We start from the raw sequence: 14,368 nt of genomic DNA, 5'->3' as shown, positions 1-14,368 counted from the left end.
GATAAACAGCTGAAAATAAAGGACAAATCATGATCATCGAAAGCCTAAGATATGTAAGATACGAAGGTAAACCATACGAATGGGGTATCGAAGACAAGAATGGTAACCCGGCAGACTTCCAAAATATCAACTTGTTTGTGGGAAAGAATGCTGTTGGCAAAAGCCGTACATTGGCGGTAATCTGCGATATAGCAAGACTACTATCGGAACGTAAAAAAATCACACAGATTAAGTACCCAAATGTAAAGTACCAGATAACCCTCAAAGAAGACTCCACAAGATACGAATATACTATTACTATTGAAGATTTTACCATAACCAGTGAAATTCTCTCAGTAAACGGAATAGAGAAGATAAACAGGGAAAAGAACAGTATATTTTCGGAAAAAGCAAAAGGTAATATTCCGCTTGATTTATCAGACAACGAATTCATTACATCGCTGCACGCAAACCAAGAAGATTTCCCCTACATAGCAGAAATTTATGAGTGGAGTAATGCTCTCCGTTATTATACATTCACTAATCAGATAGAAAAAAACACGTTATTGGTTTCAGAGGATGAATTCGACAACCTGCTATTAGCTAAAGGACTTGACCCTGATAATATAATCTCTTTATTCTCAAAAGGGAAACAAGATTTTGGAGCCGGTTTTATTCAAGCGATAATCGCCGACATGAATCAGATAGGGTACTCCATCAGTGAGGTAGATCTTCTAAAGAACAAAAGAGGAATCGGCATATCCGTACAGGAAGAAGAACTGCCAACCCCTACCCTGCAAGTCGATATGTCTCAAGGGATGTTCCGTGCACTGTCTTTTATCATACAACTCAACTACTCATTAATGAGCAAAATGTCGGTATGTCTGCTTATTGACGATCTTGGTGAAGGATTGGACTTTGCACGCTCCAAATCACTTATCGACATACTGATTCATAAAATAAATAACTCATACCTCCAGATATTCATAACTACCAACGATCGGTACATAATGAATAAGATACCCCTTAAATACTGGACAATTATAGAACGTTTACCTAAATATTCGTTATTCTACAATTACGTCAATTCGAAGGATATTTTTGATGATTATAAATATACCGGATTGAACAACTTCGATTTCCTTGCTACAGATTTTTACTTGCACGGATTCGAAAACCAAGAAGAAGAATAGTCTCAAGCAACTCACATGAAAAAGATTGCATTCTTTGTCGAAGGACAAACCGAACAAATCTTTGTCAATAGGCTTGTAAAAGAGATTATTGGCAGCGGTAATGTTACCATTATACAAAAGAAAATATCAGGAGGAACTAATGCTCCGAAACGGGAGTTTGTGAGGAATTACAGTATTTCACGCAAGCCCACATACACAGTCCTCATATATGATTGTGGCTCGGACAACCGCGTAAAATCCGAAATACTCGATAATATATACAGTCTTCGGGAAAGCGGTTACAACTACATTGTAGGACTTCGGGATTTATACCCATTGCCGATAGAAGAGTTGCCCAGACTCGAAAAAGGTTTAAAATTTTTGCCATACGCATTAAGAAACCTGAATAGCCCCTTTGATATAGTTGTCGCAGTAAGAGAAGTTGAAACATGGTTTCTTGCCGAAACCAGCCACTTCATGAAAATAGATAAAAGACTTACAGGTCGTTTTATAGAGCATCACTTAGGATTCGATCCTTATACTGTAGATCCGGTATCCAGAGAACATCCATCGGAAGATCTAAATCGTATATACAAATTAGTAGGTAAATCGTATACTAAAAAACAATGGCAAGTAGAAAAAATGGTAAACAGACTCGATTTCAACAAACTTCGGCATGATGTAAGAAAAAAACTACCATCTTTGGACACTCTTATTCAGGCTATAGAATCGGTAAAAAAGATAAAATCACCTGCACAATAACTTTACTCCCCATACACATACATCATTCGACTTATATATAAAAAAGCAGACTAAATTTACATTCAGTCTGCTTTATATGATTAAGATCAAATAGATTAAGCTTCTGCTTCCGTCTTAGGAAGAACAGACACAAATGATCTTTCGTTTTTCTTTCTGCGGAAAACTACTACTCCATCAACTAATGCATATAGAGTATGGTCTTTACCGATACCCACATTTTCACCTGGATGATGAGCTGTTCCTCTTTGACGAACGATGATGTTTCCAGCTTTTACTGTTTCACCACCAAATGCTTTAACGCCTAATCGTTTACTTTCCGATTCACGGCCGTTCTTCGAGCTACCTACACCTTTCTTGTGTGCCATTTTCTTCTAAATTTTAACTGATTAAGCAATAATATCTTTAACTGTAACTTCAGTAAATTGTTGACGGTGACCGTTCAATTTACGATGTCCTTTTCTTCTTTTTTTGTGAAAAACTAAAACTTTTTCGCCTTTCACATCATCTCCGACTGTAAGTACAACTTTAGCACCACTTACATAAGGAGCACCAACTGTTACAGCTCCACTGTTGTCAACCAATAATACTTTTTCTACTTCGAAATCAGATCCGTTGTCTCCAGCTACTTTATGAACGAACAACTTTTGACCTTTTTCTACTTTAAATTGTTGTCCTTGAATTTCTACAATTGCGTACATTTGCAATATAAATTTATACAAGTTATGTGCCTGAGGCGAATCACTTTATGCAATTACTTGTCAGCCTATTAGCAATCAGGGTGCAAAAATAAGAAAAAATTCAGAACCGAACAAACTATTCTTTTGATTTTTAGGGAAAACATATCAAATTAATTACTGTCTTCTTGTTAGAATAATCCTCGCCATACAGAAAAGGTTACAAAAGTTACAGAGAAACTGCACTTTTCTGAATGATACCTTTTTTTCTTGCGAACCCCCTTAAAAAAACATTGTCCACTTATCAAAAAAACGCTCTTTAACAAGAAAGGTCTGCGACCTCAAAAAACATTTTACTTATAGATAAAAAAAACAAAAAGGCCTGAGACCTTAAAATAAAAAGTCGATGAAAATGCGTACTTAATTTTTTTCTATTACTTTTGCACACAATATCAATCATTGTGCAATTTCATAATTTATGGCAATTACCAAAACCAGAAATATGCTTATTGACGTTGCCCGCCAACTTTTTGCAAAGCTTGGTGTGGAAAACACAACTATGAACGATATAGCAGTAGCTTCTCATAAAGGTAGACGTACATTATATACCTATTTCAACAATAAAAACGAGGTATATAAAGCCGTTGTTGAGACCGAACTCGACAATATGATGAAGGCGTTGCAAGATGTTGCGGCAAAAGACCTTCCTGCTGATGAAAAGCTCATGCTATTCTTCTACACCCGTTTAGATGCAGTAAAAAAAGTTGTTGCCCGAAACGGTAATCTCCGTGCCGACTTTTTCAGAGATATATGGCGCGTACAAAATGTAAGAAAGACATTCGACCGAAAAGAAACCCAGATACTTAAAGAAATACTCCAAAAAGGAGTAGACGAAGGTTCTTTATCCATGCCTGATGTAGATTTTACGGCCGAAATATTACATAATGCCTTAAGAGGCTTGGAAGTACCCTACATACGGGGACTTATAAATCCGATTGACTCCGATAATAAGAGAAGATATCTAAACATATCACACCTTATATTTGAAGGCATAAAAAAGAAAAAAGATTGATCAATAAAGTAATTAATAATTAATTTAATAACCTATTATGAAATTATTAGAAGGTAAGACAGCCATTATAACAGGTGCTGCAAGAGGTATCGGAAAAGCTATCGCATTAAAATATGCTCAGGAAGGAGCAAATATCGCATTCACGGACCTAGCTGTGGATGACAACGCAAAACAAACAGAAAAAGAAATTGAAGCTTTAGGAGTTAAAGCGAAAGCGTATGCATCCAATGCCGCTAATTTTGAGGATACACACAAAGTCGTTGACGAAATTGTAAAAGACTTCGGACGTGTGGATATTCTTGTAAATAATGCAGGTATTACCCGTGATGGTCTTATGATGCGTATGAGCGAACAACAATGGGACATGGTTATCAATGTGAACCTGAAATCAGCGTTTAACTTTATCCATGCCTTGACTCCTGTTATGATGAAACAAAAATCAGGAAGCATCATCAACATGAGTTCTGTTGTTGGACTTTCTGGTAATGCAGGACAAACAAATTACTCGGCATCTAAAGCAGGTATGATTGGTCTTGCTAAATCAATCGCTAAAGAATTAGGATCTCGTGGTATCCGTGCAAATGCTATCTGCCCGGGATTTATCATCACTGAAATGACTGGTGCGCTTTCTGACGAAGTAAAGGCAAAATGGGCAGAACAAATACCTCTTCGTCGAGGAGGTACACCCGAAGATGTTGCAAATGTAGCAGTATTCTTAGGTTCAGACCTATCTTCATATGTTAGCGGACAAGCTATTCCTGTTTGCGGTGGAATGAATATGTAAAAGGGAAACCTATTTATTATATAAAATACAAATAAATAAAGGCATAAAGTTTATCTTTGTGTCTTTATTTTTTATTTATAGTTTAGGCAATGACAGTATTATACGAAGACAATCATATCATCATAGTTAATAAGACAACATCCGAAATCGTACAAGGAGATAAAACCGGAGACAAACCTTTATCTGAAACAGTCAAAGAATGGTTAAAAGAAAAGTACAATAAACCGGGAAACGTATTTTGTGGTGTAACTCATCGTCTTGACAGACCGGTGAGTGGTATTGTTGTATTTGCCAAAACAAGTAAAGCTCTTCCCCGTTTAAACAAAATGTTTCAGGAAAAGGATATAAAAAAGACTTATTGGGCTATTTCTAAAAATGCACCGAAAGAACCTATAGGTACTCTAACGGATTATCTAGTAAGAAATGAAAAGCAAAACAAATCATACGCTTACGATACAGAAAAACCAAACTCCAAGAAAGCAATTCTACATTACAAACTGATTGCTAAATCCGACAAATACAATCTTCTGGAAGTAGATTTAGAAACAGGTCGTCATCATCAGATAAGATGTCAGCTTGCAAAAATAGGATGTGTTATAAAAGGAGATCTAAAATACGGGGCAGACCGTTCGAATCCTGATGGAGGAATCAGCCTGCACGCCAGAAGTATCAGCTTTATGCATCCCGTGTCGGAAAAACTGATAGAAGTCACAGCTCCTGTTCCGGAAGATAATCTATGGAAAGCTTTTGAGAAACAGTTATCCAAATAATTGACGGAAAGCCTCTTCGACTTTACGAACCGATATAATCTCGATATTTACCTTAGTCGTAAAACCTTTAAGGTTATTATGAGGTATAAGTATTTTAGTAAATCCTAATTTTTCGGCTTCAAGAATACGCTGCTCAATTCTGTTTACAGGACGAATTTCGCCCGATAATCCGACTTCACCTGCCATACAGACATTCCGTTCTATTGATATATCAAGACTCGAAGACAACACAGCACTAATAACAGCCATATCTATAGCCGGATCATTCACTTTCAGACCTCCGGCAATATTAAGGAATACATCTTTCTGTACCAACTTAAAGCCTGCACGTTTCTCCAATACAGCCAATAACATATTCATCCGGCGAATATCAAAGCCAGTAGCCGATCTTTGAGGTGTTCCGTATGCAGCGGTACTGACCAAAGCCTGTGTCTCAATCAAAAACGGACGCACCCCTTCTATAGCAGCAGCAATAGAAACACCGCTTAACCCTTCGTGATTCTGAGTCAACAACAATTCCGATGGATTGCTTACCTCACGTAATCCGTTCTGGCGCATTTCATAAATACCTAATTCGGCAGTACTTCCAAAACGATTTTTAATACTTCGGAGTATCCTGTACATATAATGCTGATCTCCTTCGAACTGTAAAACAGTATCTACGATGTGCTCCAATACTTTAGGACCCGCAATACTACCCTCTTTATTGATATGCCCTATCAGAATAACCGGAGTACCGGTTTCCTTTGCAAATTTTAATATAGCCGCAGAACACTCCCTTACCTGAGAAACACTTCCGGGAGAAGATTCCACAACATCAGTAAATACCGTCTGAATAGAGTCTATCACGACAAAATCGGGTTTAGTATTTTGTATATGAACAAATATCTGTTCGAGGTTAGTTTCACAAACAATATAACAGTTCTGTGAAGACGGATTTATCCTGTCAGCTCTTAATTTTAACTGACGGGCACTTTCTTCCCCTGATATATATAAGGTTTTTAATGATGACAACGACAGTACAGTCTGGAGAATCAGTGTAGATTTTCCGATACCGGGCTCACCACCCAAAAGAATAAGAGATCCGGGTACAAGCCCGCCGCCCAATACACGGTTCAGCTCATCATCCTGAAGATCGAGCCGGGGATCTTCTCCTGTTTCTACATCCTTCAGCAGCATAGGTCTAGCCTTTGGTGTATCAAGAAAAACTCCGGGTCTCTTTTTGTCCGTATCTTTTGCAATAACTTCCTCTACATATGTATTCCATTCGCCGCAAATAGGGCATTTACCCAGCCATTTAGGAGAATCATTACCACAATTACTACATACATATACAGACTTAGTCTTTGCCATTTTTATCTTTTTATAAATTTATCTGATATCTTACCTTCGGATGTTTGTACTACAACATTATATACACCCTTGCTCCATCCATTTACATTTACGGCTATAGTAGACGCATTGTAATTCATTTGTGAATATAACAGCCTGCCTGCAACATCGAATATACGTATTGAGCGGATCAATGATTTTGCATTTATATTTATTTCGTTATCAGCGGGATTCGGAAAAAGGACAAAATCAACCTGATCATTGATAATTTCATGATTACCGGAAGTTCCATTCGGATCGAATCCGCCCAGATACCCGGAACTTACTCCATCCGGATCCAGATAAGTTTTCAGATTTCTGGTTTGCGGAGGATTTGATTCATCTGACTGATATTTGTCCCAGTGCATATAAAAACGACCATAATAGTCTGCCTTTTTAGGCTCATCACAAGAACTGCCCCCTGCAGTAAGAGTTCCGACTATCAAGCCATCCTCATTGAACAAGGGTGCTCCCGATGAACCGCTTTGAGTAACACCTTCTCCATTATAAATAACTTTAAAATGCGCTGAAGAAGCACATGTAACACCTTCAACTGTAATTGTAGCAATATTCACAGCTGGATTAGCTCCATCCGGCTCATATTTCGCTATTTTCTTCACGTCTCTGTTGGGGTGGTGAATTACCGCTCCATCACTAGGAACTTTATTCCGGTAATCCCATCCATTAAAATACACCTGATAACTATCGGGAATACGTGAATTCAGGAGAAGTAATGCAGCATCACTGCCCGCCTTTAATGGAATAAATGCTTTGATGGTCGATCCCACCATAGTCTGGGAAAGCGAAGGCTGCGACACACCGTTTGAACAACTAGGTTCTTCGTAATTGAAATAAAATACACTGGCATCGTAACTGCCTTGCATAGATGATGGGCTATCGCCGATCAGACAGTGAGCAGCTGTAAGTATATAAGGTTCACCGGCCTCTTTTGTATTATTGACTAAACTTCCGGTACAAGCATACCAGGCAGGTCCTCTGTCCGTCTCTTTTTTTACCAGCTGTAATACAACTCCTCTTTTATTATCTTTCCATTTATTATTCTCAGGATAACAATTTATATTGGGAATACAAGCATTACTTTTAACACCGTAATTTATATTAATATCCGTAGAAGACCTCAACAAAGAACTGATATCATAAACATATCCGACATCAAGTAATTCGATGCGGGGTTTCTCTTGTGATTTTTCAGATGTAACATACTCCAGAGTAAAACTATCTCCATGTATAATTTCGGTTGCAAACTTACCCCCTTCTTTATTTGTTGCATGTGTATATGCACCCAACACCTGAGACTTATCTCCATTATAGATAAATAGTCTTCCACCTTCGGGAATATAAAAATCTTTATAACTGACAATTAGCCCCTCAGCTCCAGAGGCTGTCACTGTTTGCTGCCAGATTTTTTGAGTATCCGATAGAGATGTCCAGATACCGGTACTATCAATATTTAAATTAACAGGGAATACTTCTGCAACACGTATGGTACTATGATTTCTTTCGGCAATACTATCTTCCCATATCAATCTCTTAACATCTATATTAACAGGAACTGTATGTATAGGGACAATCTGAGAAGATCTTAACTTATTCATGACTTGAAAGCTAGGCGGTACACCTCCCTCGCTGATTTGTGCCTTTAAGAACATCGATGGAGCAAAAAGCACCATCAAGAATATGTATTTTAAGTATTGTTTCATTTAAATATCCCTCGTTATATTATTCGTTTATCCTAGTCATCAGCTTAAGTACATACGCCCCTACATCTTCCCGGTTTACTAATTCTTCGGTTTCGAAAATAAGATTAGCCCGTCCATAAAAAGGCTCCCTTTTTTCTAGATTAGCGGCCACAAAAGTCAATAATTCGTCTTCGCTTTTATCCTTTATCAGAGGACGTTTTTCTTTACATGTATTTAATCGCGCAGCTAACAACTCGGGTGTTGCTTTAAGGTATACAGTCGTTCCTGCAGCATTCATTACTTCTATATTATCAAAAAAACAAGGAGCTCCCCCTCCTGTCGATATTACCACATCTTCAAACTCGGCGACTTCTTTCAAGACTTTATTCTCTATCTCTCTGAATTTTTCTTCGCCGCCCTCTTCAAACAATTGTGCAATTGTTTTATTATAACGGGTTTGAATAAAGTGATCAAGATCTATAAATTCAAGATTCATCACCCTAGCCAATTCCCGTCCGGCAGTAGTCTTGCCAACTCCCATGTAACCTATCAGAAAAATACGTTTCATAAAGCCTTTTTTGCAAAAATAACTAAAATATAGGCTTCACACAGTCTATTTAATAATAATTTCATCTATGTCTCTTTACAATTTAGATAAACGCAAAGAAGTACATAACTTTAAAAAAGCTCTTGACACAAAATGAATCCACTTTTTCGAATGAACAAAATCGACCCAAAAACCATGTCGGCTTAAATAGTAGAGCCTGTCGATTTCTTTATAAACCTGAGGAGAAAGTTCTTCTCCGGCAACAAGCCTTTTTTCCTCGAGAATAGCTTTTCCTCCAATTGTACTGCTCAATCCATCTGTATTGTAGACGGATAAGGTAACATCCACATATTGGACTCTTTCTCTATAAATTCCTATTGCTATAAAGAAGAGTTTCCAATCGGACATTATACGTAAACGCTCATCGTACAATCCGTACTTTTCAAACATATTTTTATGAATAAAAAAAGCCTGATGAGATAAAAAACCGGCATACAAATCATAAAGTGAGAAAGTCCAGTCTCTGTTTTTGTAGCATTTATCTTCAATTAAATCGCCACGTTTATCCCAGATTATATTACCACAAACAAAGTTTTCGGTCAATTCGTTTTCAAAAACTTTAGATAAAACATCCTCAGCAACCAATGTGTCTCCCGAATTGAGAAAATAAAGATAATCACCCGTTGCTTTACGAATTCCTTTATTCATGGCATTGTAAATACCCGAATCGGATTCACTCACCCAATAGTAAATCTGATCTTCGTATTTCTTTATAATATCTAAACTGGAATCAGTCGATGCCCCATCAATTACAATATACTCGTAATCATTGAAAGACTGAGAAACTACACTTCGAATTGTTTTATCCAATCCAACTGCATCATTTCTGTTTATTGTAATTATCGAGAGCTTCATATCAGACTTACTTATTTAGCATTAATTGTAAATCCCTGTATCTTCCGATCAAAATAGATAACAGGAGGATAATCGAAATTTTCCAACTTAAATTTATCTAACAATAACTTACTGTTGAATATTTTGAAGCGAGCAAGAAGCGATGATAAAGATCTGCGTTTATTGTACTTTCTCAGAATGGATAATTCCTCTTCTGACAAAATATTATCAGATAATACAGACTGTATCTCTCTATCGTAAGCATTTTTCTGATACATAGACAGTTGCATATCGTCCCTCATTCTGAAACCACTCAATATGGCTGTGGTTACATACAAACGGTCGATCCTGAAAAACCGATTCCAAAGTTCAAAATCTCCGGCATACTTCAACGACGCATCTATTTTCGAACCAGCGGCATTCCACAACGAGCGCCTCCAGAATACAGATTCTTGTTGTATCCAGCGGTATTGTCCTATATAAATATCGTATTTAGACCATTGTCTTAAAGTATGAGGACATTCAACAATACGGCTTTGAGCATCATAAACAGACGGAAAACCTAGTAGCCAATTGACTTGAGTAAAATTACGAAATATTTCAGATACTGTAAAAAATGATTTCGACTGATACATGTCATCCGAATTGATCCATGCCATAATCTCACCTGTAGATCTGGCAAATCCTTTTTGTATAGCGTCATACATTCCTTTATCGGGAACACTTTCCCAATAAGCCAACTGATCAGAGTATTTCTTTATTATTTCGACCGAATTATCAGTACTTCCTCCATCAATAATAATATATTCAAGATTGGGATACCCTTGATTCAAAACTGAAAGAATTGTTTCTTCGAGATACTTCGCCTGATTATAATTAGGTGTAATAATAGATATTTTAGGATAATCTGTCATCTTCTATTTAACTTTCGCTTCAATACACGTTTTATCCGATAGTAGATCGGCGGGAAAAAGTCGGAGCCTTTTATCTTTTGCGAGACAGCTGTTTCTGCCCTCTTTTCCAGATCTTGCTTTTTCAGTATTTCGATAAGTTCCACAATATTTGTTGTCGGAATATATTCCAATTCTTTCCACGCATTTTCGGCTAACGGATGCAGATTCTTCAACCGTTTATAAGTATATGAATCCACAAACTTCCAAAGTTGGAAATACTTTTCGGTATCGAAGTCATTTTTATGCCCCCAATTTTCTATTTTTTTACGAATCTGAACTTCATCTTTCGCCCAACTCTGATGCAATATAGGACTTGGCACAACATGCGTTCTTTTACATTCGGTATATCTGGCTCTGATAAACTTCGGATTATTAAATGCTACCGGAACATACTCTTCGGCATCTTTCACCACAAAAAAGCCCGTATTATCCTCTTTGAATATAGTGTAGAAAGGAACTAATAAAACCTGCTCAGTATCATAGTCCATATACCGGGATACATAGTTTTTGAATCCCTTGAAATCGATAAAATATTCATCCGTATCAATCTGGACATGCCATCCGCCTTCTCCCATAAACAGACTGAGCATATTGCGTTCGCGGGTCTCGCATTGCATGGGGGTCAAATTCAAATCGCAGAAATCATCTTCATATAAATGTATTTTGTTGTCCTTATCAAAATCTTTCAACCACTGAAAAAACGTATCGGGAATCTCAAAAGACTTTCCGACCCACGTTTTGCGGTTTATATCTACAGCGATAGCAATATAGTCTACCTCGTCGTAAACCAGAGGCAGAGAGTTTTTGATATAATCATAATCGTATGAAATCAAATAACCAACCTTTATTTCGCTATTTATCATTATTTTATTTTCAGAAGTTTATACATCTTGCTTAATGCTCTGAACACGAAGCTCATCAAACTGTGCTGTTTTACCGTATCTATTATATAAGCATCGCTCTCTAAAGCCCTCAGACGTTCATAATCCGTTAAGAGATTAGGCGGCATAAGCTCGGATATTACTTTTTTGCGCTCTTCGAGATGTTTTTCTCCATAAGATCGATTAGTGCTTATACCATCCATCTCAAAGAGAACAATATCTGTATTAAGAAAAACCGTCTTCTCTCCACATAAGATAGCTTTAAAAAAGAATTTCCAGTCCGAAACTATTTTCAGATTCTCATCATAACTGCCATATTTATCAAACATATCCAGCCGGATAAAGGTCGCCTGATGCAAAAGGGTATTCACAAACATATCATAAAGAGTTACATCCCTGTTTCCGAGATTCTCCCAGCGTTCGGTTCTATCACCGTAATCACAAATCTGAACACCTCTTAATAACGGAACATTGTATTCTTTCGAAAACACCGTGCTCAACACATGATCCGAAGTATAACAATCTCCCGAATTCAGGAAATGCAGGTATTCGCCTTTTGCCTGAGCAATTCCTTTGTTCATCGCATTATATACTCCTTTATCCGGTTCGCTCACCCAATAAGAAATATGACCGGCATACGATTCTATAATCTGACGGCTATTATCGGTGGAGCCACCGTCTATAATTATATATTCATAATCGGAATAATTCTGAGCAACAACACTCTCGATAGTGCGTCGCAACCCTTCGGCATTATTATATGAAATTGTAATTACAGATACTTTCGTCATGACCTTTCATTCAAAACCTTACGGTAAATTTCGGATGTCTGTCTGGCACTTTTTTGCCACGAAAAATCAGACAATCTTTTTCTGCCTTTTGCAATCAGGGTATCTCCGACTTCTCTACGTTCGAGAATTTCACGAACAGCATTTCTTAATTCTATCGGAGATTTCGGATTGAAGTACAGTCCTGCATCCTGCGCCACTTCAGGGAAGCAACTTGCATTAGCCAATACTAAAGGACAACCTGCCTGAAAAGCTTCTAAAACAGGAATCCCGAATCCCTCATAATAAGAAGGATAAATAAACATCTGAGCAGACTGATACAATCTGTACATTTCGTTATCACGGGCAAATATAATATGCATACGGTCTTCAAGCCCCAATTGTCGGAAGAATATTAACTCGTCATCCGTAAATTTATCTCCGGTACAAACAATATACAAATCGTTATATTCCGATAACAAAGGCTTTATCGAAGATACAAAAAAGTTGAAATTTTTATATCCTAAGCGCCTGTCTCCAACATATAGCAGATATTTGGAAGGCAGCCCCGAAGGTATTTTTCCTTCGTCTGATAAACTCGAAGCATGATATACTACCGAAATTTTATCTTCGGATGTTCCAAAAACCTGAATGATATCACGCTTTGTATTCTCTGACACAGCTATTATATGAGCTGCGTTATCCACCAGTTTCTTTTTTCGCTGGATAAATAACGGGCTGTTGATAAATTCGGGGTACAGTTCGATAATCATATCATGAACAGTAAGCACATAAGGCTTACCTTCGAGATAATCTAAATAGTAATCTTCGAAAAAAGTGGGATGAAATATATCATAGTCTCCTTTTTGGATGCTATCTATTGATTTTTGCTTATTAACCTTGAAATAATCGGGATATTTCTCCGGATTGTTTTTCTGTAAATAAGCGTACAACTGTCTCTTTCCTTTAAAATTGAAATTAGGCAGAAACGAATAATAAGATATAAGCTGATCTTTCCATGTAAAAGGAATATCAAGCCCCTTGAGATATTCGTTGAACGAGTATTGCACCGATACCTCCACATCAATATCATCGGGCATATTCCTTATGATCTCCGCAAAATAACGGGATACACCACCAATACGCTGATGTTCAAAAATCTGATGATCGTACAATACCTTCATCGTAAAACTGGTTAATCTTCTTTATGAACTATATTTCTTATATACTGTACATCCTGCCCTATCTTACTCGGAAGGTAGACGGGTACGGGTTTGTTATTTTTTGTACGCTGCAAAATTCCGGTCAAACGATCTACAATCTTATCCCAAGTTGTACGTTTGGTAAAGGCCAATGGATTCTTAGCCAATCGTTTCTTTGTTAGGATATGCAGATCCTTGCCATTAGTATAGAATGTACAGCCGAATTTTTCGGCAATTACGGCAAATGCTTTTTCAGTATAGAATGCAATGTGCTGTCCGCCTTCGGGTGCAAAGTACCACCAATCGTTATGTGATGTTATTGTCTTATGAGGAATAAGTTCTGTTGAAAAAATGATAGAATCAGCATAACTAAACAGTTTTTCTATCTCTTCCAGCGGATTTACTAAATGTTCGAATATCTCGAAAGCCGTTACCCCTTCAAATTTCTGTCCGTTTGGTAATTCTTTCAAGGTAAAATACTGAGCAAACAGATTATCACAATATTTGTCGTCCCAATAAAAGTCAAAACCTTTGTCTCTCATTATACGAACAAATAAACCATACCCTCCGGCATAATCGAGAAACTTTTTCTTGTAATCAAATGACGATTTTATCACATGCTCCACCTGTGGCGAATATACCAGATTACGATATACCAGACCTATATCCATAGAGGTAATGGCACTACTATATGCCTCATCCAACCAATATGGAGTATCCGTCTGAATAAATCCACAACAAGTACAACGATGATAAGACACATCGTACTGATGCAATACACATGTGGTGAAAACAGGTTTTGTATTATTATTACAAATCAGACATTTTATATCATCCATA

Annotated in this window: 16 protein-coding genes; 5 read left to right on the top strand and 11 right to left on the bottom strand. The window is 37.2% G+C overall.

What is annotated here, in order from left to right:
• Positions 1-29 precede the first annotated feature (29 nt).
• Positions 30-1,172 (top strand): AAA family ATPase, encoded by a 1,143-nt coding sequence (locus AABJ51_RS03370; protein WP_321577242.1) that lies wholly within the window; start codon positions 30-32, stop codon positions 1,170-1,172.
• Between the two features lie 15 nt (positions 1,173-1,187).
• Positions 1,188-1,913: a DUF4276 family protein gene (locus tag AABJ51_RS03365; RefSeq protein WP_026625065.1), complete on the top strand. Its 726-nt coding sequence runs from the start codon at positions 1,188-1,190 to the stop codon at positions 1,911-1,913.
• 95 nt (positions 1,914-2,008) lie between these two features.
• Here the strand turns inward: AABJ51_RS03365 and rpmA are convergent, their stop codons facing one another.
• A complete protein-coding gene (rpmA, locus tag AABJ51_RS03360; protein WP_287610685.1) occupies positions 2,009-2,278 on the bottom strand; it encodes a 50S ribosomal protein L27 in 270 nt (89 codons plus the stop codon).
• 21 nt (positions 2,279-2,299) lie between these two features.
• Positions 2,300-2,611: a 50S ribosomal protein L21 gene (rplU, locus tag AABJ51_RS03355; RefSeq protein WP_026625063.1), complete on the bottom strand. Its 312-nt coding sequence runs from the start codon at positions 2,609-2,611 to the stop codon at positions 2,300-2,302.
• Between the two features lie 454 nt (positions 2,612-3,065).
• Between rplU and AABJ51_RS03350 the strand changes: the two genes are divergently transcribed.
• The 3 genes from AABJ51_RS03350 (at position 3,066) to AABJ51_RS03340 (ending at position 5,213) form a co-directional block, all read left to right on the top strand.
• Positions 3,066-3,659, top strand: coding sequence for a TetR/AcrR family transcriptional regulator (locus AABJ51_RS03350; RefSeq protein WP_338374400.1), 594 nt, complete (start codon positions 3,066-3,068; stop codon positions 3,657-3,659).
• A gap of 37 nt (positions 3,660-3,696) precedes the next feature.
• Positions 3,697-4,443 carry a 3-oxoacyl-[acyl-carrier-protein] reductase gene (fabG, locus tag AABJ51_RS03345; RefSeq protein WP_026625061.1) on the top strand — a complete coding sequence of 249 codons (747 nt, stop codon included), beginning with the start codon at positions 3,697-3,699 and terminating at the stop codon, positions 4,441-4,443.
• An 89-nt stretch (positions 4,444-4,532) separates the two neighbouring features.
• A complete protein-coding gene (locus AABJ51_RS03340) occupies positions 4,533-5,213 on the top strand; it encodes an RluA family pseudouridine synthase (protein ID WP_338374399.1) in 681 nt (226 codons plus the stop codon).
• Here the strand turns inward: AABJ51_RS03340 and radA are convergent.
• The 9 genes from radA to AABJ51_RS03295 form a co-directional block, all read right to left on the bottom strand.
• A complete protein-coding gene (gene radA, locus AABJ51_RS03335) occupies positions 5,202-6,566 on the bottom strand; it encodes a DNA repair protein RadA (RefSeq protein WP_026625059.1) in 1,365 nt (454 codons plus the stop codon). The genes AABJ51_RS03340 and radA overlap by 12 nt on opposite strands.
• Before the next feature lie 2 nt (positions 6,567-6,568).
• Positions 6,569-8,305, bottom strand: a complete 1,737-nt coding sequence (locus AABJ51_RS03330) for a T9SS type A sorting domain-containing protein (RefSeq protein WP_338374398.1) — start codon at positions 8,303-8,305, stop codon at positions 6,569-6,571.
• A gap of 19 nt (positions 8,306-8,324) precedes the next feature.
• The gene (locus AABJ51_RS03325; RefSeq protein WP_338374397.1) at positions 8,325-8,852 is read right to left on the bottom strand and encodes a shikimate kinase; all 528 of its coding nucleotides are present in this window, start codon (positions 8,850-8,852) and stop codon (positions 8,325-8,327) included.
• 75 nt (positions 8,853-8,927) lie between these two features.
• A complete protein-coding gene (locus AABJ51_RS03320) occupies positions 8,928-9,746 on the bottom strand; it encodes a glycosyltransferase family 2 protein (protein WP_338374396.1) in 819 nt (272 codons plus the stop codon).
• A gap of 11 nt (positions 9,747-9,757) precedes the next feature.
• Positions 9,758-10,639, bottom strand: coding sequence for a glycosyltransferase family 2 protein (locus AABJ51_RS03315; protein WP_338374395.1), 882 nt, complete (start codon positions 10,637-10,639; stop codon positions 9,758-9,760).
• Entirely contained in the window at positions 10,636-11,541 is a 906-nt protein-coding gene (locus AABJ51_RS03310) for a hypothetical protein (protein WP_338374393.1), read from the bottom strand. The genes AABJ51_RS03315 and AABJ51_RS03310 overlap by 4 nt, the downstream gene beginning before the upstream one ends.
• The gene (locus tag AABJ51_RS03305) at positions 11,541-12,350 is read right to left on the bottom strand and encodes a glycosyltransferase family 2 protein (RefSeq protein ID WP_338374392.1); all 810 of its coding nucleotides are present in this window, start codon (positions 12,348-12,350) and stop codon (positions 11,541-11,543) included. Before AABJ51_RS03305 ends, AABJ51_RS03310 begins: the two co-directional genes overlap by 1 nt.
• Entirely contained in the window at positions 12,347-13,510 is a 1,164-nt protein-coding gene (locus AABJ51_RS03300; RefSeq protein WP_338374390.1) for a glycosyltransferase family 4 protein, read from the bottom strand. The genes AABJ51_RS03305 and AABJ51_RS03300 overlap by 4 nt, the downstream gene beginning before the upstream one ends.
• An 11-nt stretch (positions 13,511-13,521) precedes the next feature.
• Entirely contained in the window at positions 13,522-14,367 is an 846-nt protein-coding gene (locus AABJ51_RS03295; protein WP_321577241.1) for a class I SAM-dependent methyltransferase, read from the bottom strand.
• Position 14,368 lies beyond the last annotated feature (1 nt).

The organism is Indolivaga capnocytophagoides (assembly GCF_036511535.1).
GTDB lineage: Bacteria > Bacteroidota > Bacteroidia > Bacteroidales > Dysgonomonadaceae > Dysgonomonas_A > Dysgonomonas_A capnocytophagoides.
This window is presented reverse-complemented; position numbering and strand designations above follow the sequence as displayed.